Genomic DNA, 24,344 nt, shown 5'->3' with positions numbered 1-24,344 from the left:
AATGATGGTCGTGTGTTATGCCTGCGTGAACTCGTCCTTGATGCGCATGTTGCGGCGCACTTCCTTGGCATCGCTGAAGTCGATGCGCCCCGTGGAAAGTTCCTGGTAGTTTTCATGACCCTTGCCGGCAATGAGAACGATGTCTCCCAGCCGGGCCTGGTCGATGGCCGTGGCAATGGCCCGTGCGCGGTCCGGGATGATGGCGTACCGGCCTTCCGGCATGCCCGCCGTGATCTGGTTGATGATGGATAGGGGTTCTTCACTCCTGGGATTGTCCGACGTGACGATGCATGCGTCCGACAGGCGTGCGGCCACGGCGCCCATCAGCGGGCGCTTTCCCTTGTCCCGGTCCCCGCCGCAGCCGAATACGGTGATGAGACGGCGGGAGCACAGTTCCTTGAGCGTCTTGCAGACGTTTTCCAGGGCGTCCGGGGTGTGGGCGTAGTCAATGAAGATTTGTGCGCCGCCCGGATGGGTGAACAATTCCAGCCTGCCGGGCACCTGCGGAATGTTCTGGAGGCTGGCGATGGCGTCCCTCACGGGGATTCCTGTGCAGATGACGGCCGCCAGCGCCGCCAGACTGTTGTACATGTTGAACTTGCCGATCAGGGGTACGCGGACCAGGTAGCTTTTCCCCTTATATTCCAGCTCGTATTCGCTGCCCCTGGCCGTAGCGTGGTGCACGAGCATGCGGAAGTCCGACCCCAGGGCGGAACCATAGGTTTTCACCGCCATGCGGCCGGAGAACATTTCCGCCAGGCGACGGCCGTAGGCGTCGTCAATGTTGATGACGGCCACGGGCTTGCGGCGGGATTTGGTGTCCGCCGCCATTTGCTCAAACAATTTCACCTTGGCCTGGAAGTAGTTTTCCATGGTGTGGTGGTAGTCCAGATGGTCCTGGGTCAGGTTCGTGAAGATGCCCACGTTGAAGTTGATGCCCGCCACGCGTTCCTGGTCCAGGGCATGAGAGGAGACCTCCATGGCTACTCCGCGGCAGCCGTTTTCCAACATTTCCTTCAGCAGGCGTTCCAGTTCCAGGGGACCCGGCGTGGTGTGGGTGGAGGGGGTAATTTCCTCCCCGTTGTCATAGGCGATGGTGCCGATCAGCCCGGCGCGCAGCCACGATTGCTTGAGGAGGGAATGGGCGATGTACGCCGTGGTGGTTTTCCCGTTCGTCCCGGTGACGCCGATCATGGACATGTGGCGGGAGGGGTGGCCGTTCCAGGCCGCTCCCATCAGGCTGACGGCCAGCCGTGAGTCAGCCACTTCCACCCAGGAGACCTTGGCGTCCATGGCCTGCTGCGTGCAGGGGGATTCCGCCACGACAGCGCATGCTCCGCGCCTGATGGCCTCCGGAATAAAGGCGTGCCCGTCGGCCTGCGTTCCTTTCAGGGCAATGTAGCAGGAGCCGGGCAGAACACGGCGGCTGTCGCATTCCAGATGGGAGATTTTCACCTGGCCGGAACCGGTGAGCGTATGCTTGGGAAGGTCTTTGAGAAGAGTAAGTAGCTTCATGATGTAGTTCTATCTGCGCGGCTGGTTGGACGGGGAAGCGGAGGCGGGAACCCGGGACGTTTTCTTGTCCGGATCTGCGGAAGGAGTATTCTTGGGAATGTTCATGGCCGCCGCCAGGCGCGTGGCCAGTTTCTGGAAGATGGGGGCGCAGACGGTGCCGCCGCCGGGGTGGCAGTGCTTGGAGGTGGGATCGTCAATGACCACCAGGCAGACGAAGGCCGGGTTTTCCACAGGCAGCATGCCCACAAAGGAAACGGTATAGCGGTTTTCATAATAGCCTCCGGTCGGCTTTACCTTGTGGGCGGTTCCTGTCTTGCCGCCTACGTTGTATCCTTCAATGCGGGCGCGCTTGGCGGTGCCGTCCATGTCTGTGACGTGAAAGAGCGCGTTCCGCAGATTTCTGGCCGTTTTTATGCTCATGACGCGGCAGACTTCCACAGGAGGGGAGGGCTGGAAGTTTTTGTCATCCACGTAGATGCCGTCCACCAGGCGGGGGCGCATGCGCACGCCGTCGTTGGCGATGGCGGCGTACGCCATGGCCACCTGCAGCGGAGAGACCATCAGGGAATAGCCGAAGCTGATGCGGGAGAAGTTGACGAAGTTGCTGCCATCCTGGCACTGGCTGTTGGTTTCCCCCGGCAGTTCGATGCCCGTCTTGGAGGAGAAGCCGTACAGGTCAAAGTATTTTTTATAAGTGGGCCAGCCCGCTTTCAGAGCGATACGGAAGGCGCCGGGGTTGCTGGATTTTTTCAGCACGCCTGCCAGCGTCAGAGCGTTGTAAAAGCGAGGCTTGTCCGTCACGGGGCGGGAGCCGGGCACGATGTAGGGCGTGCAGTTGATCATGGTGTCGAACGTGGCCTTGCCGGAATCCACGGCCGCCGTGGCCGCCACGATTTTGAACGTGGAGCCCGGTTCATAGAGGGATTGCACCGCGAAATGGTAGGCACCTTCCCGAAGGCCCTCCCGCGTATTTAAATTATAGTGGGGCCTGCTGGCCATCGCCAGAATGTTGCCGGTTTTAGGTTCCACCACGATGATGCAGCCCCTGGGCTTGTGTGTGCTGTCCGTATAGAAGGAAATGGCCGCATCCAGTTCCTCCTCCACAATGGTCTGGTATTCCATGTTCACCGTCAGACGCACGTTCAATCCGTCCACGGCGTCCTTGAAGCGGGAATCCGCGGAAGGGATGATGCGCCCGCGGCTGTCCTTCCGGCATTCCCGGATGCCGTCATGGCCCAGAAGCTGGTCGTCCAGCTGTTTTTCAAGGCCGGCAAGCGCGACGGGGTAGGGACCGCTGGTTTCCGTCTGGGCGATGTAGCCGAGAATGTGCACCATGCATTCAGGTACGGAATAGATGCGTTTGGAAGAGGTTTCAAACTGGAAACCCCGGATGCGGGCGTTCTGGATGGCTTCACGCAGAAGCTCCGCTTTTTCCTCCGACAGGTTTTTGGCGATGACGATGCGTCTTTTGGGGATTTTCCCGTCTTTTTCCACGGAGCTGATGATGTCCTGAACGCTCATGTCCGGCAGAAAGGGTGCAATGACCCTGGCGGCGTATTCCAGGTGGGCCTGAACGTATTCCTGCACCGTGGCCGGGTCGTAAAGCTCCTCCATTCTTTTTTGAGCCTTGTCCGTGCCTTCCGGTTCTTCCTCCGGTTCCTGGAGAAGAATTTTTGCCAGGTTGTATTCCTTGCTGCCGTTTTTCCTGCTGGCGGCCTGGTTGAGAATTTTCCTGCGGAATCCGGAGATGAGCCTTTCCTGCTCCTTTTCCGTTTCAGCTTCCGCCCAAAGGGGGGAGTGGACCGCCTTGGAATAGGCGAGCGCGTAGCTGATGACCTTGGGGTCGCTCAGGTGGTAGCCGTCCGCCACCAGGATGGAGCTGTGCATGTTGTTGGTGAGGATTTCCTCATTGGCATCCATGATGCGGCCACGCTGGGGGCGCAGTACCTCGCGTTCCAGAATGCCGCCGCTGGGGAGTCCTCCCGTTTTCCGCGGGGAGACAAGCTGGATGTTGACCAGGCCCAGCATGAGCCAGATGACCACGCCGCCCGCCACGCCGCACAGGACGAGGCTTCTTCTGGCGAATCTGGATTTCGTGAGCGTGGTCATGAACGGCGCGACGCGTTTAGTTGCCGGCCGCAGCGATGCGGGAGGCGTTTTTCGGTGAAATGTATTCTACGGCTGCGGGATCAATGGGCTGAAGGTTGGATTTGTCCTGGGCCAGCCTGTCGCGAATGGCCCATCGGCTGGTCAGGGAGGAGATTTTGGAACGGTAGTATTCCCCGGTAAGTTCGCAGGAGGCAATTTCGTCGTTCATCTGCTTGATATCGCGCGTAACCTGGATCTGGTCGTTTTTCAGGACTGCATAGGTGATGCCCGCGCCGCAGGTGAGGGAAGCGAAGGCAATGAGCCACATAATCATGCTTACGCTGATCTGGTGGCCGGTGAAATGCTGTTTGAATTTTTTCATGATGGTGGGAGCGGGAGAGCGGTGTCAGATGATTTTTTCCACGCCGCGCAATTTGGCGCTGCGGGAACGGGGGTTGGTTGAAAGTTCTTCCTCTCCCGCAGTGACTGGCTTGCGGGAAAGCAGACGGAAGCAGTAGTCCGGGTTGGGGCGCGGGGCAGGCCATTCCGGGCGGTCGATTTCCGGACGGCTGTGCAGATCGAAGAATTGCTTGACCCTGCGGTCTTCCAGGCTATGGAAGGTGATGACGGCCAGGCGTCCTCCCTTGCCGAGCAGGCCTACGGAGGAGGCCAGCAGCGAGTCCAGGGCGTCCAGCTCCCCGTTTACGGCGATGCGCAGGGCCTGGAAGGTGCGGGTGCCCGGATGCTGCCTGCCCTTGCGGGGCAAAACGGATTCCACTATCCGTGCAAGCTGTCCGGTGGTGGCGATGGGAGCCTGGGAACGGGCCTTCACGATGACGCGGGCGATGGCGCGGGAGGCCCGCTCTTCCCCGTACTGCCAGAGAATGTCTGCAAGTTCCTCTTCCGGGGCTTCATTCACCAGGTTCCGGGCGGAAAAGGCGGAGCGGGTGTCCATGCGCATGTCCAGGGGGCCGTCCTCCCGGAAGGAGAAGCCGCGTGAAGCGGTGTCAAGCTGGTGGGAGGAAACGCCCAGGTCCGCCAGCAGGCCGTCCACCCGGGAAACGCCCTGCTGGGCGAGAAGGGATTCCACATCCTGAAAGTTGCCAGCAAGCACCTTGAAGCGGGAACCGAAGCGGGCAAGCTTGAGCGTGGCGGCGCGCCGTGCGTCCGGATCCCGGTCAATGCCCCATACGGTAGCTCCCTGTTCCAGGAGAAGTTCCGTGTGTCCTCCTCCGCCCAGCGTACAGTCCACGATGAGCTTGCCGGGGGCGGGGGCGAGCATTTCCACCGTCTCGTGCAGAAGGACAGTGGTGTGGCTGAAGTTCCCGGAGGAGTCTTCCTGCCCCTCCTTCGGAGCAGGGGCGGCCACAGTTTCCGCTTCACCGATTTCCGCCACCAATTCATCCAGTCTGGCGCCGACTTCCGTCGCTTTCAGAGCTTCCGTATGGTACGCGCTTTCCCAGTCCGCGGCGGGGGCCAGGGCTTTCCAGGAGCAGACCAGTTCATCCACTCCCATTTCTCCGGTCAGCTCCGCGATCACATGAACGTGGTTGCGGCAAATGCTCCACGCCAACAGACGGCAGGCCGCGCTGGCCGAGATGCCGTCCGCGAGCGCCTGGATGGCGTCCGTGCGGAGATGGGCGCCCGCGCCCGCGCGTAAAGAAAGCTCAACATGGTCCTCAAAGGCCCGGTTCAGGTCGGAGGACAATGCGCCCAGTTTGCCGTAGGCGCCCTTCTGGCCGGCCAGGGCCATTTCCGCGGTGATGCGGGCCTTCTGCTTCTGCCAGGCGATCATGTCCTGTGCCGGCAGGGCGTCATGCAGCCAGAAGACGATGGAATATGCCGTGACTTCCGCATCCAGTCCGGTCCTGGCGGCAATGCCCAGGCGGGAGACAAGCCAGCCCGGGCGCAACGCAAGCGTTGCGAAGGTGTCTGCCTGGTGCACGGACTGTGTAGACGGATCTGGAGGCATGAGAGGAGATCAGAAAATGCCGAAGGATTGGTTAATGTCGGAAATGCTGGCGTTTTCACGCAGGGCGACTTCTTCATAGGCCGAGGGTTCCCATAATTCGAAATAGCCGCCGCGGCCGGCGAGACGCACCGCGGAACTCAGTTGTGCATGCTCGCACATGGGTTTGGGAATCAGCAGCTTGCCCTGGGCGTTGATGATGGCTTCCACGCAATTTGCGTATAGTTTGCCGATGAACAGGTCGATCTGCGCTTCACTATAGCCTGGCGCAGATTTAATTTTTTCAATGAGTTGCAGGAATTTGTCCTTGGTGTAGACTTTCACCGTCGGCAGGTCAAGGCGCCGTCCGGATAGCAGGAGCAGGGCACAGCCTTCGCTTGGCCTCCATTCCGTCGGAATTGCAATCCGGTTTTTGGGGTCAAGCTTGTGCGTGTATGCACCAAATAGGTTGTCTGATACACTGCTCATCGCCTGCAAGTACACTACGTAGTGCTTTCAATACACTTTAATGCACCTGAAATGTCAACCCCGTACTGGATAAAGTCATTCTTTTCTTGCATGAATGCCGGGAAAAAAGCATTGATCCGGTCTTGCCCCGCCTACGGGAGAGGATTATATTTCCGCCCATGATGCAGTTTTGCGTGTTGGGCAGCGGCAGCGGAGGAAATGCCACCATTGTGAAAGCGGGGGATACCGTGTTGCTGGTGGATGCCGGGTTCAGCGCCGCAAGGCTCAGGGAAAGAATGAAATATGCCGGAGTAGAACCGGACGACTTGGATGCCATTCTGCTTACTCACGAACACGCCGACCACATGAAGGGCGTGCATCAGTTCACCAGAAAGCACGCCGTGCGCGTGTACGCCACGCGTCATACTGCCATGTGCGTCCAGGAAAAGGCTCCGGAAGCTCCCTGGACCTATTTTGAAAAAGGACAGTCTTTCAAGATAGGGGATATTGTCATTACGCCTTTTCCCACCTACCATGATGCCGTGGACCCCGTGGGCTTCAAGTTTGAGACGGAACAGTCCAGCCTGGGCTTTATCAGCGATACCGGGCAGGCGCCCGGATGCGTGGCGGAATATCTGTCCATGGTGGACAGCCTGGTGGTGGAATCCAATTACGATCCGGAGATGCTGGCGGCTACGCCCAAAAGGCCGTGGCCGCTGAAACAGCGCATAGCGTCCGGACACGGCCATCTTTCCAACGAACAGGCGTGCGACCTGTTGAGGCGTGTGGCGCACAATGCCCTGAAAAATGTTGTTTTGGCCCATTTAAGCGCTGAAAGCAATTCTCCGGCATTGGCAGAAAGCCTGATGCGTGCTACATTGCATGACATAGGTCTCGGCTCCACCTCCCTGTTCTGCGCCATGCAGGATTCATCTCTTCCGTGGATACGGGTGTGCTGATCCCCGTTTTTCTTCCTTCCCCCGCCCCGTCATGTTCCTCTCCATCTGTGAAATCATGAGTACCATCATTGGCGCCCTGGCGGGATCCATTGCTTCTTCGCGGGTGAAGATGGACTTGTTCGGCGTGATCGTGTGCGGAACGCTGGCCGCTCTGGGCGGAGGAACCGTGCGCGACCTGCTGCTGGATATCCCGGTGTACTGGACGCTTCCCAGTGGGGAAATTTTTGTTCTTGCCGCCGTCATTACCAGTCTGGCGACCTTCTACCTGGCCCAGAAGTATCCGCCGCCCCTGGGAACCATCCGCGTGGCGGACGCCATTGTGCTGGCCCTCTTCGGCATGATTGGCACGGAAAAATCATATTTGCACGGCTATACGCCTACCGTTTCCGTGATGATGGGGATCTGCACCGGCGTGGCGGGAGGCCTGCTGCGCGATGTGCTGACCGGAAACGTTCCCTACGTTTTCCGTCCCGGTGAATTGTATGCCACGGCGGCGCTCATGGGCGGCGTGGCCTATGCCGCGCTCTCTTATCTGGGCATCGACTCTTCCACCTGCTTTGTGACGGGGTTCGTCGTGACGCTTTCCGTACGCCTGGCGGCCATCCGCTGGAACTGGAACCTGCCTTCCTACATTCCGCTGTTTTCTCCGGAAGCGGAGGCGGAAGTTTCCGAAGATTCTGAACCGTAAGGCGTAAAAGTCTTCGTGAATATCCCGCAAAAACAAGTACCGTGAAGCAGGGAGAAGGTTGCGGAACATTTTAAAATGGAAGTATTAAGACATCATGGACATTGAGCCAGTTGTTGCTGTTTTCGCTCTCCGGATGCAGGAAATTGTCCGTTTCATTGGAGACGACGGCTCTTGTTCAAGATTTTTGTCATTGCCGGAATTTGTAAAGTAAATAAATTCAATTATTTCTGTAGATTTATTGATCTCCATTACCCAGCAGTTGATCACATTACGGTTGAATTTATTTCCTTCATGGGTATCCACTTCTCCTATCTTGAAATCATTTTGATAAATGTTGCTGTTAAGGGTGTCCTCTCCCATATGCCATTCCTGTGCATGCACCATACTTCCTGATGTATTTTCCCCGTTGGCAATGAAAGGATGATCAATTCCCATATGCCTTTTTTCCCAGGCCGTTACGGATGGATGCCGGAACGCCGGAAAAATTGTTCTGTCGCCATAACAGCAGGTTGCCGGCTGTTGCAAGCCCAGGACAAATTGTAAGCGGTGCCGTCCCATCATTTTTTGGGGAATTTACGAAGACCTTCCGCGGGAAAATATGTTTTTGCCTGAACAAGAAGGATGCAGAAGGAGGAAACAGCGCGAAAATAAAGTAACCCGCGCATGAGAGATATATTGAAGATAATCAATAAGATTTGCTATCATCCTTGCCAAGGTATTACTTTCCCAGGCAGAAGGAGGAAAAAATGGCTCCCAGCACGTCTTCCGTGTCCACGGCTCCCGTGATTTCCCCCAGATGGACCAGAGCTTCCCGCAGTTCCAGAGCCGTGAATTCCGGGCTTTCCTGCCGGGAGATGGATTCCGAGGCCAGGTGGACGTGTTCCAGGCACAGGCCCAGTTCATGCTGGTGCCTGGCGTTGATGGCCACCAGGGAGCTTCCCGCTTCACAGGGCAGTTGGGATGCAAAGGTGCGGATAATGGCTTCTTCCAGCTCTTTCCTGCCTTCTCCCGTGGAACAGGAGAAATGGATTCCGGAAACTTCCTGCCAGTCCGAATGGATCCCCAGGTCGCATTTGTTCAGGATTAGCAGGCTGGGCGTATTGCGGTTTTCAGCCAGAAGAGGGGCGGTCCGCGGAAGGGAGGCGTCCATCACTTCCAGAACCAGGTCTGCGGTTTCCAGTGCCCTGTTAGTTCGCAGAATGCCGGCCTGTTCAATGACGTCGGAGGATTCCCTGACTCCTGCCGTGTCAATCAGGCGCAGGGCCAGCCCGGCGATCTGGATGGATTCTTCCACGGTGTCCCGCGTGGTTCCGGCAATGTTGCTGACAATGGCGCGTTCGTATCCCAGCAAGGTGTTGAGCAGGCTGGATTTGCCGACGTTGGGCGGTCCTGCGATGGCTGTCCGGATACCCTCCCTCAACAGGCGTCCTGCGGCAGCCGAACCCAGCAGGCCGGAAAGCTGTTCTTCTGCGTTGCCAAGCCGTGAGAGAAGGGCGGACGCAGTGTCCGGAGAAATATCCTCGTCCGGGAAATCAATATAGGCTTCCACATGTGCCAGGACGTGGACAAGCTCGTCCTTAAGTTCATCCACCCGTGCCCCGATGCTTCCGTCCAGCTGGGATTGCGCGGCTCTCAGCGCCAGATCGCTTCCCGCGGAGATTACGTCCATGACGGCTTCCGCCTGGGTCAGGTCCATTCGTCCGTTCAGGAAGGCCCTTTTCGTAAATTCTCCCGGTTCCGCCGGAGATGCCCCGCACCGGTACAGGCGTTTCAGGAGGCGTTCCGTTACCAGCATGCCGCCGTGGCAGGAAATCTCCACCGTATCTTCCCCCGTATAGCTGGCGGGAGCCGGGAAGTAGGTAAGCAGCACCTGGTCGATGGGGGTGCCTTCCGCATCCAGCAGATGAGTCAAGACGGCGCGGCGGGGATGCAGGCGCTCCGCAAGACTCGGGCGGGTGCATTTGGCCAGGATCTCCATACACCGACCACCGCTCATGCGGATGATGGCGATGGCTCCCTGGCCTGCGGCGGTCGCCTGGGCGGCTATAGTGCGTTCCGGACCAATCATGACTCTATGGATTCAAAGAAGCCGCCGCCAAGCAGTTTGCCGCCATCGTAAAACGCGCATACCTGCCCCACGGCCAGGGCGCGCAGCGGCACGTCAAAGCTCAGGCGCACCTTTCCTTCCTCCAGATATTCGCAGGCGGCCCATTCCGCCTTGGCGCGGTAGCGCGGCTGGGCCATAATGCGGGAGGGCAACGGTAACAGGGTGTTGGAGATGCCGCCGACAACCGCATGGGAGGCATACAGGCCCTGTGTGGAAGTCTCTTCATACCCCAGGATAAGCTGGTTGCGCTTCACGTCTTTCCCCACGACGACGTACGCGACTCCTTCCCGCGGAGAAGCCACTCCGTGTCCCTTCCTCTGACCCATCGTGAAAAGGTGCAGTCCGTTGTGGGTGCCGAGAATCCTGCCTTCCGTATCCACAATTTTTCCGGGTTTGTCCGGCAGGTAGTGCCGCAGGAAGTCGCTCATCTTCACCTGGCCGATGAAGCAGATGCCCTGGCTGTCTTTCTTGTGGGCTGTGGGAAGGCCGTATTTGTCCGCCAGCGCGCGTACTTCCGGTTTCAGCAGATCGCCCAGGGGAAACATGGCCTTGGCAATCTGGGCGGGCCGCATCAGAGAGAGGAAATAGGACTGGTCCTTGTTTGGGTCACGGCCGCGCAGGATGAAGGAGCCCTGCGGCGTGTCGAGCCTGCGGGCATAGTGGCCGGTGGCGACGTACTCGAATCCTTGTTCCAGGGCATAATCCAGAAACACGCCGAATTTCATTTCTCGGTTGCATAGCACATCCGGATTCGGCGTGCAGCCGGCACGGTAGCCTTCAATCAAATAGTTCACGATGCGTGCGCGGTATTTTTCCACGAGGTCGATCACACGGAATTCGATCCCGATTTTTTGAGCGACAGCCAGCGCGTCCCGAATGTCCTGTTCCCATGGGCATTCTCCGGGAATGCCTTCATCATTCACCCAGTTTTTCATGTAAGCCCCCACGACTTCATGGCCCTGCTCCACGAGCAGCGCCGCCGCAACGGAACTGTCCACTCCGCCGGATAAGCCTACAAGAATACGTGCCACTGTGCTGGAAGGAAAATTGATGCCGACGCTCCCTGTCTCCGTTTGCGAGATTCGCTGCGCCAACTCCTGTAAATCAAATATGGCCCGGCAAGCCAAGGAAAAAGTGGCATCATTACATGATGGGAAAGGCTTTCCCATTGGTCAGAAGGAAGGGATGTGGCGGGCGGATCCAGTGTTTCAGGAGGTGAAGTCCTCCGTATGGGAAGATAACCGTCTGGAAAGATTTGAATTTATGATTTTTTTGTCTGATTGCGATTTAGGCGACTGATACGATTTATGGAAAGACTGTTTTTTTGAGAAACTGCCTTTTTTGATCATGGTGCTGTCCGGGCTGTTTTCGATCCGTCTTATTATTAATTGACTTTAAATGCTTTTACCATGTGGCTGAATAAATTAGGTGGAGGCGTATGCATAGCGTTCTGGATACTTTATGCGTTGCTGTCATGTTATTTTTTAATTAATTTTTTGAATTTCAACAAGTTGTGATATGATTATTTGCGGTATTATGGACAATGGATGGAAGGATTGATGCCATGCAGGGATTTATTTGATCAAAAAGGGCCGTTGATCTGATCTATGGAGTGACCTTTTTATTGTTCAAATGATTTTGGCTGGTCTTTCTGCTGGAGCTGGTGACCATATTTGTTTCCATGGCATTCAGTTATAAGATTGATGTTCTATTTGTTTCCGCCAAAAAGGCGTTTTTTATTTTTTTGCTGCTTGTTTTACTCCTTTGCAGTTTTCCTTATTATGGAGAGAATATACGGTTACCGTTTATACTCCAGCACGTGGCAGAATGGATGAAGTGCCGCATTGGTTACTTTGAAATCCGTTCGATGAAAATAAACACCATACCGGGGGCGCATTATGCCCTTACTTGTACAACTGGCTGTACCGTGAAAGCCATTCTCAATGACGGAAAGAGGTCTCTCACCATACTGGAAATAACTGCTGCCGGACAATTCTGTTTTACCGCTCCTACGGAAACCGTAGAGGTCTCCGATGAGAATGCCCTTGTAACGCAGACTTTTAAGGGCGCCGTTTTGGGATTGTCTGCCCAAGACGGCGGTATTAAAAACGGTGAGGATGCTGTTCTGAAGAATTTGACAGCCCAGGGAGGTACGTTTTCCAGCACTGTGAACGCCAACGGGGGCATTAATATTCCCGTAGCGCCATCCATGGATACGCAGGCGGCCAGATTCCGCGAGGTGCAGCTTCTTCAGGAGATGGAGTTTTCTCCGTTGAGGACTTATTTCAAGTCTCCCGACCCTGTTCCCTTTGGCGTGCTTCTGGACCGTTTTTGGTGGGCTGCCAACAGAGATAATATGCCGGCATGGACAGTAGCCACGGCCGAGTTTTCCTGGATCAGTCCTGACTATCATAATACCTCTTACGACGGCTTGACGAGTTGCTATTTTCCGATGTCCTGCGGTTTGGGGTTTGGACGGTGTTTCGATTCCATCGCCATCGGCAATGTTGCTTTCAATGCGGATTACGCGAGCCTGGATGGAGATCCGTTTGTCACGCCCGCGGATTATATGAGGTATTGGGTTGATGTTCAGATTGGCCGTCCGGCCAATGCTCAGTGCAGCGTGTTTGTCCGCATGTTCCGGTGGGATCGTGATTCCGCCAGTGTCGTCAATACCGAGCATGGTTCTACAGTTCCTGACAGTCTTGCGTTGCGGGGTGTGGCCTTGTCCATGACGAGTGAGTTTTCCGGGGTGTGGCTGGTTGGTTTTGATAAGAAGGTTGGCCGTCTTGTTTCCTACAAGGTTTTGCCGGAGATGTTTGAAGGGGATTCCTATCTTGGGGCGTTATCCAATAATAGATTGTCTCTGGCAAAGACAGGATGGCATGCGGCTATGGGAGTCCATGCTCCCCGATATTATGGAGGGACTGTTGTGGGAGAGTGGTGCAGTTTGATTCAGGCCAGTTAGAGTTATGAGTGAAAGACAATTACAAATTCAGTTTCCCCGGCCCGGAGTGTGGGAGGAGTTTACGATGACCGCCGTGTACCGGGATGCGGAGGGGTACACCCGCACGGACCGCTATACGCAAAAAGAAATACCCTCCAATTATCTGGAGGCGTTTGCGGGAGTAGTGTCTGTCCTGTGCGTTTTGTCGGATGACTGGCAGGCCAGACAGGTGTGGGCGTGTTTGCATGATGCTCCTGCCTTGGAAGAGGAAGATTTTCAGGATTCCTCGAATATTGCAGAAGTCGTAGTCCTGACGGTGGAAGCGGTTAATGCCGGAGGCGGACGCCGCATGTTTACATCCGCACATTATCCGAAGTTCGCGATTGATGCTGATACCGCCGTGGCGTTTTTCAAGCATTTTACCGGGTTCGGTAACAGTGGCATGAAAAATGGAATTGAAGTGGCTGGACGGAAAAAGCTACTGCTACACGGCGAAAAATCATGACTTCAGATCCTGCATGATGCGTTTTGCAAGCTGCCGTGCGGTAGAATTTTGATCGGCCGGCAATTCCCGGAGCCATTGTTCCCGTTTCAACCAGGTGCGCTGGCGTTTGGCGTATTGCCGGGTGGCAAGAGCCAGTTTCGCTTGGCAGATTTCACGAGTAATCTCCCCGCGAAGCATGCTGCGTATTAATGCTAGACCCAGGGTCCGTTCCGCCGTGGCGGAGCAGGGCCCCAGGGTGGCTATTTCTTCCACGGCTCCCTCTTGCATCATGCGCGCGGCGCGGAGAGCGATTCTGCTGTCCAGTTCCGGAACCTCCCTGGTGATGGCCCAGCCAGGCCCCCGAGGCGGCTTCAGCCAGTTCCGTTTCCAGAAGGAGAGGGGTTTTCCTCCGGCAAGGACAATTTCCAGATTGCGTTCCACATACCGCCGGTTGGAGGAATTGGTCAGGACTGCACCTTCCGGGTCCAGGGAAGCCAGCCTGGCGTACAATTCTTCCGTGGAATAGTTCGCAAAAGAGGCGCGGAGGGCGGCATTCCCCGGTGGCGCTTCCGACAGGCCGTGAGAAAGGAATTTGAAGTACAGGCCGGAACCGCCCGTAATGATGGCCGTTTTTCCGCGGGAATGAATATCCTTCACGCACCGCATGGCGCGGTGGTAGTGTTCCGTGGCGTCCCAGGGCATTTGGACTGGAATGATGGAAACCATGTGGTGGAGAATGCGCGCCCGATCTTCCGGGGAAGGAGCCGCCGTCAGGATGGGAAGTTCCCGGTAGACCTGATAGGCGTCTGAACTGACGATCTCTGCTCCCAGCATTTCCGCCAGTTCCACAGCCACGGCGGATTTTCCCGACCCGGTGGGACCTGCCAGGAACAAGGTCATGGGAAACGCTATTTTGTTGGGGGGAAAAGTTTCAATCATAACATGGAGCAATGGCGGATAGTGCTTGTTGTTTCCGTGAGATACCTAAAAGCTGTTGAAGAAAAGGGTAAAGTGAAGACGAGATGGCTTCATATTTCAGGGCGTTGAGATGCAGGGCGCCCTAAGTGTAAAGGTTGGTATCCTTTCCCGGAAGTAAGAAATAGAGGGGAGGAATACGGACATTTTTTCAAAATCCTGTTTGAACAGCATTTTTTGAATATTTCTGTGCGCGATCCTTTTTGGTAATAAGCAGTGGAATGATAATGATGACGGTTGTTTCAGGGCTGTAAATTTCCTTGTTTTTTAACGATGGACATATTTCTTAGAAGAGTCGGCCAACCCAGACTTTTTTGTCCTCTCATATTCATGACTCCTGGAGGGAGGAAAGAGATGTTCTATTCCAGAAAAGAAAGGGGATGAGCAGCGTATAACGCCGTTTGAACGCTTTTTTCCAGGAATTATTTCGACCCATGAAATAGGCTGCCAAAATCAGGAAGAATGCCACCCAGCCATTGAACACCGGCAGCTGGAACATGCTGGCGAAAGAAAAAATCGGCGTATGGACACATGCAATCAGGCATGCTGCAAGAAATCTGGATATGTCAATCCAATGTTCTTGGGATGATGCGTTTTTATCAGAAAGATTTGTTTGAGGAATTTGAGATGTCATGACAGAATCTGCCTTTTGGCAGTCCTGAGGCAGGCAAGAGAAATGTTCAAGGGTAGATGGCACCCGGTGTTTCTCAAGGATGTTTGAGGCGTTCGGGAAGAGGTTTGTTCTTTGCGGGATTGCCGATGGCGAGACAGCCGGGGGGAACGTCTCTGGTGACGACGGCTCCCGCGGCGACCACGGCTCCGGGACCGATGGTGACGCCTTTCAGAATAATGGCCCTGGCTCCGATGAAGCAGCCTTCTCCGATGTGAATGGGCTTTCCCTGCCCGGGATTTCCCCACGTGCTGCCCCAGCTGGCGCCGCTCCGGGGATAGTGCATGTCGTTGTCCAGAATCAGCGTGTCTGCGCCTATCAAGGTGTGGCGCCCTATGTGGATGCCGTTGACGCAGACCAGAGTGGCTCCGCTGACGCCGCAGCCGTCTTCCAGAGTAATGCGGGCTTCATGTGAAAGAGCCGCCAGGCAGGCATGATGGGAAAGAACCGGATTCATCCGTGCCATGGAGTGGATGGTGACGCCGTTGCCGATGGTGATGGAAGCTCCCGGAAATTTTTTGATCCGCGGCAGTCCGGTCAGGATGACGCCCGCTCCGGTACGCACTCCCCGGAGTTTGAGGAGCAGGCATCCTATTCCGGAGAGCAGATGGATAAGGAATAATTTCATCAGCGTAAATGCAGCATGGTGTGATAACGTGAGAGGCAATCAGCTGCTGTTTGCTCTGCGTCAAGCAGACGGCGGCATTCCTGATGTTCCTCCATTCCCATGGAAAGGGCCGTATCCAGGTCTTTGGAAAGTTTCAGTGCGGCTTCCCTGATGGCTCCGCTGTCGCGGACAGGGATGATGTAGCCCGATATTCCATCTTTGACATATTGGACCTGCCCCCCTTCCGCCGTGGTAATTACCGGGAGACCCATGACTCTTGCCTCCTTCACGATGTTGGGACAACAGTCCGCCAGGGTGGGATGCGCCAGGAACCACGCTGTGGAGAGATGCTGTTGGAGTTCTGGGCGGGAAATGCTGCCCAGCCAGTGGATATTAGGCGTAGATTGGGCTTCCAGACGTTCTCTGAGAGCGCCTCTGCCTGCAATGAATAGCTGGATATGCGCAAGATCCGGATGCGAGAAAGCCTCCACCAGGTAGGAGATGCCCTTCAATTCATAAATAGTTCCGGCAAAGAAGCAGGAGGGTGTTGAAGAAGGTCTTCTGGCAAGATGGTAGAAGGAGGGCTCCACGCCGTATTCCATGCAGGAAAGTCGGGCATGGGGAGCAATCTCCGCAACGCGGTCGCACGCCCAGGGAGATTCACATGTAATCAGGTCATAATGCCTGACGGCCAATCGTTCCCAGAACGCCTGCATATGCAGGAGAAAAGCCTGCGGCGCGCGCTGGCAATAAGCGGTAAGGGCGCCTTGGTAGGAAAGGAGCTTCTTTCCCCGGAAGGTTCTTCCCGCCATCGCGTAAGCCTGTTCCACGCCCCATATGTGCAGGAGATCCGGCCGTATGCCGTTCAGGGTTTTGCGTATCCTCCGAACCGTTAGAAAATGGGCTGTAAGGATATTTTTGCCCATACTGCCCAGGGGAAGGATGTGGATAGTTTGGTTGTGCGTGTGGATAGTCTCCCCGGTAGAAACATCTTTACTGAGTGTAATCCAATGGATATCAAAATCTTTCTGGTATTCCAAGGCATGGAAGAGGGCAAAAAGCCAGGGAATTGTACGCTGATCCTTGTCGCGAAAGGGAGCCAATAGCCGTCCGAGCGGAAGGTCGGCTGCTATGGCTAATACGGGGCGAAGGCGTTCGGGAGGCATGGCTTCAAAAACGAGGTTGAGACGGATTTAGGGTGCAGGGGAATGATTCGGGAACAGAGGAGGATGCAGGAAAGTTTTTTCTTCCGGCTGAACGGAGGAAAGAAGTAATTCCTCCCACTGCCCATATACCACGCCGGGCGCGTAACGGGTCTGCCATGTCCGGCTCCCCTCCTGCCCCAGTTGCTCCCGGATTTTTTCGTCCGTCAGGGACTCCACGACTTTTTTCACCGTGGCGGGAGATGCTTTTTTCAGGACGATGCCCCCATTTAGGGTGGAAACAGCGCCCACATTCGGCGTGAACCATGGAACGCCGCACGACATCGCTTCGAGAATGCACAGGGGTTGCTGCTCCTGAAAGGAGTAAAGGAAAACGGCTGTGCTTTCTATAATGGCGGCTTCCACCTCCGGCCGGGGAAGGCCGTAGAGGATCCTGAATCTGGGATCATCCCCGATGAGCTGCTCCATTTTCTCCGCGTATGAATTCCGTTCCGGGACGAGGAAAAGAAAAACAATGTTCTGCAGTTTGGTTTGCTTTACATGGCGTATGAAGAGGAGCTGCCGTTTTCTACTGCAGGCGCTGGCGGGACAGGTGAAAATGGGGCCGGAGGGGAGCCCGTATTTTTCCCGGAAGAAAGGAGCAGTCTGCTTCAGGGCCGGAAATGTATTGGGAATGCTGACATAATTGGAGAGTTGCCGCCTGGAGGCGTAGTAATAATCGAAACTCTTGAAAAGAGTTCCGTAGGGATCAAGGAAAACAAGATGGTTTAACGGAGATTTCCGGAGGATATTAAGGATGTCCCTGCGTATTTTTAAAAAGGAACAGAGCCATTTTTTCATCCCGAAAAAAGGAGGGTAGTTTAAATGAAAATAGGAGAGAAAATTGGAAGCCGTTCCATGAGAGCGAAGGAAGAAAGGAATGCCCGCATCCTGCGCGCACGCCAGCAACTCTTCCCGGCACCAGTTGGACCAGGAATGGTAGATAATAAAATCCGGCTGAAGATTTTTCAGAAAAACGCTCAAATATTCCCTTAAATGGGCACTGTTCTTCGTCAGGGAATCCGGTAGAGTGGTAAGGGGACAGCATTTGGCGCAGGAAGAGCTATTCGAGGGATTTTGTGGGCGGGTGATAACGTGGACGTTCCAGTCCAGAGCACCCATGCTGCTGGCCATCTCATGGGCCGCCATGCCCACGCCCCCTTCCCCGGGAGGAAAAACATATGCAGCGATGAGAATCCGGCCCTTGCTCATGGGCGGTAATGTAGATGGAAGGGATGAATAAAACAAGAATACTTTATGAAACCGTGCCGGGACAGCTTCCGGAGCGAAGGCTTGTGCCATATGGTTTTATAAAAAGATATTGATGAAGAGGAACACTGTGCTAGATTGATGCCGCTTTTCCCGGCTGTGTTACTGGCTATATTCTGTTTGTATTTACAAACCGGGCCAACGAAGACGAGTATAAATTGACGTCTGTGTTTTTATCTTCTTCTAAAGGGAAGATAAAATTTATGAAATGAATGATATGATATGGAAGAATCCCGAGTAAAAAAAGCCTGTTGAGTGCACGGGTAAACCTCATTTTTTATGTTCTGATTCTTATCATATCTTTTTTTCAAGAAAAATATTCCTGGACTGCCTGGGCGCTGAGTTTGTCGGTTTGACGGGAACCCTGATGAGTTTGCTGGGGTTCCTCAATTTATTCCTTTATTTTGAATTGGAAAATCAATCAGGTATATCCTTGGCTGAAAGCTGATGTGGCTTTGGGAAAAGAATTATTCAGAAAATATCCTGAAGTTATTAAATACACCAAACAGCTGTTCGCCCATCGGTTGGGGAGCTTCTTCCAGTTTCAAGTTACGCCGTTTCTGGTATATGTCTTTGTATCTCTGCAGATGGCAGCTTACTGCGGTAACTTTTTACAGTTGAAACAAATACAGCCCTATGGCCGGAGCCGCAAAACAGGGATGTCATCGGCATGGCATAGGTGCCGTTAACGAACACCTCCCATCGGTTCATGACGCAGGAATGGTCTGTCGGCTACCGGGTAGCCATCGCCATGGAAGGAAAGTAATGTGGGGAACAAGCGCTCATATGTACTGCTGCCAACGTCGCGTCCCTAATCCGTGCTGCGAATCAGGCAGGAGGCGGAACTGTCCGGATAGCCCTTGCCGTATGTAGTAACTTGTCATGCAGGCGTCAGCCGCGCTCGGTGCAATGATTGGCTATATGGGTTAGAAGGTATCTGCAATTCATCCCGGGATGATTATAAGGGCACCAGTAGACAGGATGCGCATAACAGGGGCGGATATGCAAACGATTATGTCGAAACTGAAATAGAGCTTGTCATATGAATAATGCGGTGCTTTCCATGTTATTCATGGCAGGAAAATCTGAGGAGGGAAATTCCCGGGAGTGGGGAGCGCCAGGATGAAAGAGAATGCGGATGGCCTGGCAAAAGAAAAATGGCAGGAACCAGCATTCCGTAATGCAGGATGGTGGCTGTAAATCCTTCGGTTGACAGGAAATACGAGAGAACTCCCGCAATCTTACTGGCGCGTGCCTTGTAAAAGCCGTTTACCTTTTCCCAGGAGGCATCTCATTCTGCAAATAAACAGCCAGAGGTAATCGTTGTTCTTCCGGAAATCTTTGATCTTATTCTTCCACGGGGATTTTTTCCAATACTTGTAGAACAATCCCTTGTCATGACGAAGACTGTTGGGCTGCCAAGGTTTGGGGTGACCCCAATAATGAATAATTCCCGGTCGGGAGGCAGCTTCCAGCAGATCTTCCGGTTTTAGGGGATTATGATCAAAGCTTTTTACGCCTTCCCAGAGAATCGCCCAAATGGCTCCGTCACAGATATTCCACATGGGATGGAGTAGCAAGATACGTTTCTGGTAGCATACATTCAAAATATCCTGATCTTGCCAGGAGAGGCGATGGATATTGTTTTTTGCGTAAGATAACACTTGGTCTTCAAAGCGTTCCTCACGTATTTTCTTAATGTGGTAAAGAATGACGCCCGCATTGATATAAATGGAATCCCTGTCCATATTCATTTCCTGTTTCCAGCGTGCGAAAAATTTCTCAGATAAATGTTCCGTGGTGAAAACACCGGCAATGAGGCAATCTCCAAACTCGGATTCATACATAGGGCTGACATCCCGGTTGAAAATGATGTCAATATCTACATACAGAGCCCGTTCTACCGTGGCGGGAAGTTCCTCCGCGAGACTAAGGCGGTAGTATGTTGCCGTCGACCATTTGGAGCCAACGGGAAAATCCTTGTATTTATCCTTCATGTCTATGAAGTGCAAACTAATGCAGTAGGTCTGTTGCAGGGAATTGAAACGGACCCTGTTGTCCTCGCTCAAACCGTCTGTCATGATGTAAATGTCGGCATGAGTCCCGGGCGGTAAATTTTCCATGAGGGAAACGATACTTACGCCCGTTCCCAGCGCCCCATTATCGTCTGTGGCATATACGATGTTCATGTTAAAGAAAGAACATGGATTATTGCAGTCAAAGGAATTAATACTTGCTTGCCCTCCGAGCTATTGGTCCCCATTGCGACGGAATATGAATCGTCCCATCCTCTCCAGAAGATCCAGCCATCTGCATAGGGAAATAGTTCTATCCATAAGTGCAGAAAGCGATTGTTCCATTCTCTCCCTTGTGAAACAGGCTCGCATATAAGCGTCAAAATATGGTCGGTTTAGGAAAGGATGCATGAATTGCCTGATTCTGCCCATCAGAGGATCTCTTTCCTCTTCGTTAAGAAACAACAATCTGTTGGGATGCAGCTCCCTGAGGATCAGGAAATGAACGGCAAATTGCCATGTCGGTTTTTCCATGGCTTCAAGTTCATCCAGAAGGGGAGTAATGAGTTCATAAAGGGGAACATGTTGATAGGTTGCATCATGCATGACGGAATGAGCCCTTTGCCGATAAATGGAAGTAACGGTTCCTCCCAGCCCTATCAGGCTTGTTTGCCTCATGCATCTTGTCCAGTACAGTCCGTCTTCTCCATAGGGCATGTCTGCCTCCCAGGGCGGAAGCCGGGACGCAAGAGACGAACTCAGAACCACATTACTGGAGTTCATGAATAACAATCCTCTTACCCCCAGCCTCCGAATGAATGCGGGATAAGGTGAAGGGCGGGGCGGAACGTTTGCCAGCTCATCCAGCATATGGCGATTGGAATAAACTAATATTTCTGGATGAAGATTGAAAAAATCATTCGCTAGCTCCAAATGCTCGGGATACCAGTAATCGTCACCGTCTAGAAAGGCAAAATAAGCGCCCCTGGCTTTTCTCATTCCTATATTTCGCGCTTGCGAGACGCCTCTATTGGGTTGGGAAAACAGGTGAATTCTGGGATCGTGGAAAGACTGGATAATAGAAACGGTCTCATCTGTGGATCCATCATTCACGATGATAATTTCAAAATCCCGGAATGTTTGAGCCAGTACAGACTGAAGGGCGGTAGCGATATACTTTTCCAGATTGTAGGCTGGAATGATGACGCTGAAAAACGGGTTCTGCATTTAGGAAGAACGATGAACAGCTTTGAAAATTGGATGGGAATCCGGATATGAAGGAAATTCTCCACCGATTCTGCAGTAATCATGGCCAGTAAACGGAAGAGGAATGGAATTCATCCTGCCCTTTCTCTTGTTCATTGCACGCATGAACAGGTTGACCATAACGGATTCTCAATCCGTCGTCAATTCAAATATTTTTTAAAGAATCCTTTAAAGGGAATAGCTCCTGCTTTTAAAAACAAAGAAAGGATATTTTCAATAAATTTATTTTGTTTTATAACCTGCTTTAAATAAAAGATTCATAAAAAAATAAAGGCGGATTTGAGAATCTGCTATGAAAGGAACACCTTATTAATAAACAGCATGGATCCTTGTTCACTCTGGGATTCTCGTTTTCTTTTCTGGGCCGTTCCTGTTCATGAATCCTTCGGAACTCCCCTCCATCAGCATTATTCTGACTGGGCATAATGAGGAATACTGCATCAGAGACATCAGGAGTGTATTCGAACAGGATTATGAGGGGCCGATTGAAATCATCTTGTCGGATGACGGTTCTTCCGATGGAACCTTTGCCGTCATGCAAGAAATGGCGGCGCAATATCGGGGGCCGTACCGGTTAGTATTGAATCGGAATGACCTCTCTCTGGGGCGCGGGCCGCATATACGGCAGGCAGTGGAGCTGGCCTCCCATGAATGGATTCTGCGGCAGGACTGGGATGACTGCTCTTTCCCCTGGAGGTGCAGTGTTTTCGCCCGAGTGGTGACAGAGCATCCGGATGCCGTGGCTGTCGTCAGCCAGATGACCTGCGTACACGAGGAACCCGGCGTTGCGTTTGAATTTCCGGTCTTCCCCGTTGCTCCGCAGGCGGTTCCGGCTGTCGCGCTTCAACAGGGAACTTTTTCTTCCGCTGCTCATTACGGAGGAAGCATGATGATCAGGAAAAGTGCCTGCGAATGGGGGAGAGCGTTGCCGATGACAGCCAGTTTTGAAGACGACCTGATGGGGTTCCATGCATGGCTGCAGGGGAACATCTATGAATTGCCGGACACCTCCCTGTACTATTACCGGTTCGCCGTTAAAAACATTTGGGCCATCAACAGCGCGTCCCGGTTTGCCGACATGCATACGGCCGCAGCTTTTGAAAGAAAAGACCTGTTGATGCAGAGCCAATTGAAAAAAGCAAAGAGGCGGGTCTGGAACTGTGCAGGGAATTGCTGAAGGGCCGCTCTCCGGTTTTCCGTTCCCGGGAAGAATTGCTTGCCGAAATGGAGGAGAGAAGAAAGGTGATAAGCCGCATTGATCAACAGCGGAATTAGTGGAACTATTCCCTTCGCCGGAGATGGGTGTTAAGAGAGCCGGGATGGATGGGTGTGGTTCATTGTTTGCCGCAACGTCTGTATTTACTCTGCATGGTCTTCTTCTTTAAACTCAGAAGGGTGAAAAACTCTGTTTGCAAAGCTTGATAGAATCCGGCAGGGGAGGTAGAAAGTACCTGAAAAAGGGATTTACTCTAATTGCTGCATCTGTTTATACAGAACGGCGGCAGGAGATAAGAGGTCTCCTATCATGTGGCTATAGTGGAACAGGAAACATGAAATGTGGAGAGGATATTCCTTACTGGGCAGTGAATGAGGAAAAGGGTAATGGCGCGTTGGGAAAGGGAGTGAGAGCCAATCCATGTACGGAGGGTCGGTTCTGCCATGCATGAACAGACTTGACGCCTTATTTCCCTGAAAGGCCAGTTGTGGCGTTTGCCGGAGGGATGGGAATTGATGCCGCGCATTTTCTGTAGGATGAAAATTACATCTGACAATCTGTTGAAGGCGGAAAAACAAGTTCTTGTGGTTCCTTCAGTGAATTGGCGTTCTGTTCATACAAGTGGACGGGGCTGGAAGGCTACGGTTCTTGATAATTATTAGTTAGGACTTATTCCCGAGGAGAGGCGACAAAAATTCATCCCGGGAAAAAAAGTGCCTTTCCACTGGCGATGGAAAGGCACGGTAAAAAAGAAGGAAGGTATCCCGGATTAATATACGTCGCGTTGGTATCTGTGGTGCTGCTTCATGTCCGCCACGTATTCCGCGGCTTCCTCCGGAGTTTTATGGCCCCAGGTCTGGATCACTTCATGAAGGGCGGCATCCACATCCTTCGCCATGCGGGCAGCGTCTCCGCAGACGTAGAAACAGGCGCCGTTTTCCAGCCATTTCCAGAGCTCTTCACCTTCCTGGACCATGAGGTGCTGTACGTACACCTTCTTCTCCTGGTCGCGGGACCAGGCCACGGACAATTTCAATTTGCCGGTGCCGGTCAGCCGGTTCAGCTCGTCTTCATAACAGAAATCAGTGGCTCTGTACGGATTTCCGAAGAACAGCCAGTTGCCGCCCTTGGCGCCGGAGGCGGTGCGTTCCTCCCAGAATGCCCGGAAAGGGGCGATGCCGGTGCCGGGGCCAACCATAATGATGGGGGTATCCCCGTCTTCCGGCAGGCGGAAATTCTTGTTGGTATGCACGAATACCCTGGCCGTATGTCCCGGCTGGAGGCGGTCCGCCATGTAGGTGGAGCAGACGCCGCCGCGCTTGCGGTCACGCGCCGTATAGCGCACGGCGCCTACGCACAGATGCACTTCTTCCGGATGGGCGTTCGGACTGGAAGCGATGGAATACAGGCGGGGCATGATCTTCTTCAGCATGCCGACGAAAGCTTCCGCGGATTCAAAGGAAGCGGGATATTCCATGGCCAGGTCCAGCACGTCGCGACCCCACAGGAAATTGCTGAGGGTTTCCTTGTCCCCGGCCAGAAGCGTTTCCAGTTCCTGGCTGCCGGAGGCCGCCGCCCATTTGGTCAGCAGGGCCTTGTTGACGTTCGTGATGTCGTAATGGTGGATCAGAGCCTCGCGCAGATCGGTGCTTTCGCCGTTCGGAGTAGAGACGGCGGAGCATGGGCAGAAGCCGAGCTTTTCAATCAGCGCGTCCGCCAGGGCGGGATCGTTGGCGGGAATAACGGCCAGAGCGTCTCCAGCGATGTATTCCAGGCCGGAGCCGTCCAGGCTGTATTCAATGTGGATGGTCTCTTTGGGGCTGTCTTCCGCGGTGAGGTGCTTGACGGAAAGTACGGGTGCGGGAAACGGATTCTTCTTGCCGTATGGTTCGGTAGTCATGTGTGAGAATAAAGTCTGGA

At 53.9% G+C, this 24,344-nt stretch carries 22 protein-coding genes; 6 read left to right on the top strand and 16 right to left on the bottom strand.

Annotated elements, in window-relative coordinates:
* Positions 1-15: 15 nt before the first annotated feature.
* The 5 genes from V3C19_RS11690 to V3C19_RS11670 are packed head-to-tail and all read right to left on the bottom strand — an operon-like array spanning position 16 to position 6,040.
* Positions 16-1,515 carry a UDP-N-acetylmuramoyl-L-alanyl-D-glutamate--2,6-diaminopimelate ligase gene (locus V3C19_RS11690; protein WP_295932333.1) on the bottom strand — a complete coding sequence of 500 codons (1,500 nt, stop codon included), beginning with the start codon at positions 1,513-1,515 and terminating at the stop codon, positions 16-18.
* 9 nt (positions 1,516-1,524) lie between these two features.
* Positions 1,525-3,624, bottom strand: a complete 2,100-nt coding sequence (locus V3C19_RS11685; RefSeq protein ID WP_130084311.1) for a penicillin-binding protein 2 — start codon at positions 3,622-3,624, stop codon at positions 1,525-1,527.
* A gap of 16 nt (positions 3,625-3,640) precedes the next feature.
* The gene (locus V3C19_RS11680) at positions 3,641-3,985 is read right to left on the bottom strand and encodes a hypothetical protein (protein WP_130084312.1); all 345 of its coding nucleotides are present in this window, start codon (positions 3,983-3,985) and stop codon (positions 3,641-3,643) included.
* Positions 3,986-4,009: 24 nt separating this feature from the next.
* Positions 4,010-5,575 (bottom strand): 16S rRNA (cytosine(1402)-N(4))-methyltransferase RsmH, encoded by a 1,566-nt coding sequence (rsmH, locus tag V3C19_RS11675; protein ID WP_295932337.1) that lies wholly within the window; start codon positions 5,573-5,575, stop codon positions 4,010-4,012.
* 9 nt (positions 5,576-5,584) lie between these two features.
* Positions 5,585-6,040, bottom strand: a complete 456-nt coding sequence (locus V3C19_RS11670) for a hypothetical protein (protein ID WP_149873392.1) — start codon at positions 6,038-6,040, stop codon at positions 5,585-5,587.
* A 158-nt stretch (positions 6,041-6,198) separates the two neighbouring features.
* Between V3C19_RS11670 and V3C19_RS11665 the strand changes: the two genes are divergently transcribed.
* Both V3C19_RS11665 and V3C19_RS11660 read left to right on the top strand, forming a co-directional pair.
* On the top strand, positions 6,199-6,978 hold the full coding sequence (locus V3C19_RS11665; RefSeq protein ID WP_130084314.1) for an MBL fold metallo-hydrolase: 780 nt from the start codon (positions 6,199-6,201) through the stop codon (positions 6,976-6,978).
* A 55-nt stretch (positions 6,979-7,033) separates the two neighbouring features.
* Positions 7,034-7,666 (top strand): trimeric intracellular cation channel family protein, encoded by a 633-nt coding sequence (locus tag V3C19_RS11660; protein WP_161981381.1) that lies wholly within the window; start codon positions 7,034-7,036, stop codon positions 7,664-7,666.
* 84 nt (positions 7,667-7,750) lie between these two features.
* On the opposite strand, the gene V3C19_RS11655 is transcribed toward V3C19_RS11660, so the two are convergent.
* The 3 genes from V3C19_RS11655 to mnmA all read right to left on the bottom strand — a co-directional run bounded on the left by V3C19_RS11655 (position 7,751) and on the right by mnmA (position 10,804).
* A complete protein-coding gene (locus tag V3C19_RS11655; protein ID WP_295932341.1) occupies positions 7,751-8,227 on the bottom strand; it encodes a hypothetical protein in 477 nt (158 codons plus the stop codon).
* A gap of 157 nt (positions 8,228-8,384) precedes the next feature.
* Positions 8,385-9,734: a tRNA uridine-5-carboxymethylaminomethyl(34) synthesis GTPase MnmE gene (gene mnmE, locus V3C19_RS11650; protein ID WP_302389309.1), complete on the bottom strand. Its 1,350-nt coding sequence runs from the start codon at positions 9,732-9,734 to the stop codon at positions 8,385-8,387.
* Positions 9,731-10,804 (bottom strand): tRNA 2-thiouridine(34) synthase MnmA, encoded by a 1,074-nt coding sequence (gene mnmA / locus V3C19_RS11645; protein WP_130084318.1) that lies wholly within the window; start codon positions 10,802-10,804, stop codon positions 9,731-9,733. The genes mnmE and mnmA overlap by 4 nt, the downstream gene beginning before the upstream one ends.
* Before the next feature lie 79 nt (positions 10,805-10,883).
* On the opposite strand from mnmA, the gene V3C19_RS11640 reads away from it, so the two are divergent.
* The 3 genes from V3C19_RS11640 to V3C19_RS11630 all read left to right on the top strand — a co-directional run bounded on the left by V3C19_RS11640 (position 10,884) and on the right by V3C19_RS11630 (position 13,225).
* A complete protein-coding gene (locus V3C19_RS11640; protein WP_295932345.1) occupies positions 10,884-11,072 on the top strand; it encodes a hypothetical protein in 189 nt (62 codons plus the stop codon).
* 382 nt (positions 11,073-11,454) lie between these two features.
* Complete coding sequence (locus V3C19_RS11635) at positions 11,455-12,741, top strand: hypothetical protein (RefSeq protein WP_330937106.1); 1,287 nt, start codon at positions 11,455-11,457, stop codon at positions 12,739-12,741.
* 4 nt (positions 12,742-12,745) lie between these two features.
* Positions 12,746-13,225, top strand: a complete 480-nt coding sequence (locus V3C19_RS11630) for a hypothetical protein (protein WP_295934194.1) — start codon at positions 12,746-12,748, stop codon at positions 13,223-13,225.
* On the opposite strand, the gene miaA is transcribed toward V3C19_RS11630, so the two are convergent.
* The 7 genes from miaA to V3C19_RS11595 all read right to left on the bottom strand — a co-directional run bounded on the left by miaA (position 13,220) and on the right by V3C19_RS11595 (position 21,169).
* The gene (miaA, locus tag V3C19_RS11625) at positions 13,220-14,143 is read right to left on the bottom strand and encodes a tRNA (adenosine(37)-N6)-dimethylallyltransferase MiaA (RefSeq protein ID WP_130083343.1); all 924 of its coding nucleotides are present in this window, start codon (positions 14,141-14,143) and stop codon (positions 13,220-13,222) included. The genes V3C19_RS11630 and miaA overlap by 6 nt on opposite strands.
* A 364-nt stretch (positions 14,144-14,507) precedes the next feature.
* Positions 14,508-14,813 (bottom strand): acyltransferase family protein, encoded by a 306-nt coding sequence (locus tag V3C19_RS11620; protein ID WP_295934197.1) that lies wholly within the window; start codon positions 14,811-14,813, stop codon positions 14,508-14,510.
* Positions 14,814-14,886: 73 nt separating this feature from the next.
* Positions 14,887-15,477: a DapH/DapD/GlmU-related protein gene (locus V3C19_RS11615; protein ID WP_295934200.1), complete on the bottom strand. Its 591-nt coding sequence runs from the start codon at positions 15,475-15,477 to the stop codon at positions 14,887-14,889.
* Entirely contained in the window at positions 15,477-16,286 is an 810-nt protein-coding gene (locus V3C19_RS11610) for a glycosyltransferase family 4 protein (RefSeq protein ID WP_295934203.1), read from the bottom strand. Before V3C19_RS11610 ends, V3C19_RS11615 begins: the two co-directional genes overlap by 1 nt.
* Positions 16,287-16,649: 363 nt before the next feature.
* Positions 16,650-17,870 carry a glycosyltransferase family 4 protein gene (locus tag V3C19_RS11605; RefSeq protein ID WP_295934205.1) on the bottom strand — a complete coding sequence of 407 codons (1,221 nt, stop codon included), beginning with the start codon at positions 17,868-17,870 and terminating at the stop codon, positions 16,650-16,652.
* 1,298 nt (positions 17,871-19,168) lie between these two features.
* On the bottom strand, positions 19,169-20,116 hold the full coding sequence (locus V3C19_RS11600; protein WP_295934208.1) for a glycosyltransferase family 8 protein: 948 nt from the start codon (positions 20,114-20,116) through the stop codon (positions 19,169-19,171).
* Positions 20,117-20,176: 60 nt separating this feature from the next.
* On the bottom strand, positions 20,177-21,169 hold the full coding sequence (locus tag V3C19_RS11595; RefSeq protein WP_295934211.1) for a glycosyltransferase family A protein: 993 nt from the start codon (positions 21,167-21,169) through the stop codon (positions 20,177-20,179).
* Between the two features lie 415 nt (positions 21,170-21,584).
* On the opposite strand from V3C19_RS11595, the gene V3C19_RS11590 reads away from it, so the two are divergent.
* The gene (locus tag V3C19_RS11590; protein WP_295934214.1) at positions 21,585-22,385 is read left to right on the top strand and encodes a glycosyltransferase family A protein; all 801 of its coding nucleotides are present in this window, start codon (positions 21,585-21,587) and stop codon (positions 22,383-22,385) included.
* An 808-nt stretch (positions 22,386-23,193) separates the two neighbouring features.
* On the opposite strand, the gene V3C19_RS11585 is transcribed toward V3C19_RS11590, so the two are convergent.
* Positions 23,194-24,324, bottom strand: a complete 1,131-nt coding sequence (locus V3C19_RS11585; RefSeq protein WP_295934217.1) for a sulfite reductase subunit alpha — start codon at positions 24,322-24,324, stop codon at positions 23,194-23,196.
* Positions 24,325-24,344: the final 20 nt, after the last annotated feature.

Origin of the sequence: Akkermansia sp. AE01SA01, assembly GCF_036417395.1 — a bacterium.
Classification (GTDB): domain Bacteria; phylum Verrucomicrobiota; class Verrucomicrobiia; order Verrucomicrobiales; family Akkermansiaceae; genus Akkermansia.
This window is presented reverse-complemented; position numbering and strand designations above follow the sequence as displayed.

Bases quoted from the DNA above. Each gene is read 5' to 3' on its own strand.
- V3C19_RS11690 (WP_295932333.1), bottom strand. From the start codon at position 1,515: ATGAAGCTACTTACTCTTCTCAAAGACCTTCCCAAGCATACGCTCACC.
- V3C19_RS11685 (WP_130084311.1), bottom strand. From the start codon at position 3,624: ATGACCACGCTCACGAAATCCAGATTCGCCAGAAGAAGCCTCGTCCTG.
- V3C19_RS11680 (WP_130084312.1), bottom strand. From the start codon at position 3,985: ATGAAAAAATTCAAACAGCATTTCACCGGCCACCAGATCAGCGTAAGC.
- rsmH (WP_295932337.1), bottom strand. From the start codon at position 5,575: ATGCCTCCAGATCCGTCTACACAGTCCGTGCACCAGGCAGACACCTTC.
- V3C19_RS11670 (WP_149873392.1), bottom strand. From the start codon at position 6,040: ATGAGCAGTGTATCAGACAACCTATTTGGTGCATACACGCACAAGCTT.
- V3C19_RS11665 (WP_130084314.1), top strand. From the start codon at position 6,199: ATGATGCAGTTTTGCGTGTTGGGCAGCGGCAGCGGAGGAAATGCCACC.
- V3C19_RS11660 (WP_161981381.1), top strand. From the start codon at position 7,034: ATGAGTACCATCATTGGCGCCCTGGCGGGATCCATTGCTTCTTCGCGG.
- V3C19_RS11655 (WP_295932341.1), bottom strand. From the start codon at position 8,227: ATGATGGGACGGCACCGCTTACAATTTGTCCTGGGCTTGCAACAGCCG.
- mnmE (WP_302389309.1), bottom strand. From the start codon at position 9,734: ATGATTGGTCCGGAACGCACTATAGCCGCCCAGGCGACCGCCGCAGGC.
- V3C19_RS11640 (WP_295932345.1), top strand. From the start codon at position 10,884: ATGGCCCGGCAAGCCAAGGAAAAAGTGGCATCATTACATGATGGGAAA.
- V3C19_RS11635 (WP_330937106.1), top strand. From the start codon at position 11,455: ATGGCATTCAGTTATAAGATTGATGTTCTATTTGTTTCCGCCAAAAAG.
- V3C19_RS11630 (WP_295934194.1), top strand. From the start codon at position 12,746: ATGAGTGAAAGACAATTACAAATTCAGTTTCCCCGGCCCGGAGTGTGG.
- miaA (WP_130083343.1), bottom strand. From the start codon at position 14,143: ATGATTGAAACTTTTCCCCCCAACAAAATAGCGTTTCCCATGACCTTG.
- V3C19_RS11620 (WP_295934197.1), bottom strand. From the start codon at position 14,813: ATGACATCTCAAATTCCTCAAACAAATCTTTCTGATAAAAACGCATCA.
- V3C19_RS11615 (WP_295934200.1), bottom strand. From the start codon at position 15,477: ATGAAATTATTCCTTATCCATCTGCTCTCCGGAATAGGATGCCTGCTC.
- V3C19_RS11605 (WP_295934205.1), bottom strand. From the start codon at position 17,870: ATGAGCAAGGGCCGGATTCTCATCGCTGCATATGTTTTTCCTCCCGGG.
- V3C19_RS11600 (WP_295934208.1), bottom strand. From the start codon at position 20,116: ATGAACATCGTATATGCCACAGACGATAATGGGGCGCTGGGAACGGGC.
- V3C19_RS11595 (WP_295934211.1), bottom strand. From the start codon at position 21,169: ATGCAGAACCCGTTTTTCAGCGTCATCATTCCAGCCTACAATCTGGAA.
- V3C19_RS11590 (WP_295934214.1), top strand. From the start codon at position 21,585: ATGAATCCTTCGGAACTCCCCTCCATCAGCATTATTCTGACTGGGCAT.
- V3C19_RS11585 (WP_295934217.1), bottom strand. From the start codon at position 24,324: ATGACTACCGAACCATACGGCAAGAAGAATCCGTTTCCCGCACCCGTA.